This window comes from Lelliottia sp. GFLA7, assembly GCF_056490165.1.
The window spans coordinates 1-453 of sequence record NZ_JBWLAQ010000074.1 but is presented as its reverse complement, the minus strand read 5'-3'; the positions used below and the strand labels follow the sequence as shown (position 1 = coordinate 453).

Annotated in this window: 1 protein-coding gene; it reads left to right on the top strand. The window is 68.7% G+C overall.

The genetic code is table 11. The features are described from left to right. The coding region (locus tag AC07RN_RS21210) for an AMP-binding protein (protein ID WP_478337252.1) at positions 1-453 on the top strand (453 nt) is incomplete at both ends.

The following is a 453-nucleotide window of genomic DNA, read 5'->3' as shown; positions in this document are numbered from 1 at the left end:
AACCAGCCGGCACGCAGGCACTGTCAGGAGCGGGGGCTCCTCGACGTCGCCTGAATCATGTCTTCGAGGACGCGTGCGACCGGTCGCCGTCCGCGATCGCGCTCGAGTGCGGTGCGGACCTGTTCACCTACGCCGAGCTCGACGCGCATGCAAACCGGCTGGCGCACATGCTGATCGAACACGGCATCGGATTCGGCGCCCGCGTGGCCATCCTCCTGCAGCGCTCGCCGGAGACGTACGTCGCGCTGCTCGCGACACTGACGGCCGGCGCCGCGTTCGTTCCCATCGACCCGGGCGCACCGCGCGACCGCATCGACTACATCACCACCACCGCCGACGTCGATCTCGTCCTGACCGGCGAGGCGTTCGCCGAGACCCTCGCACCGCTCGAGCTAGCTCGTATCGCAATCGACTCCGCTGCAGCACTTTTGCAGAGCCTCCCCGCCGAGCGTC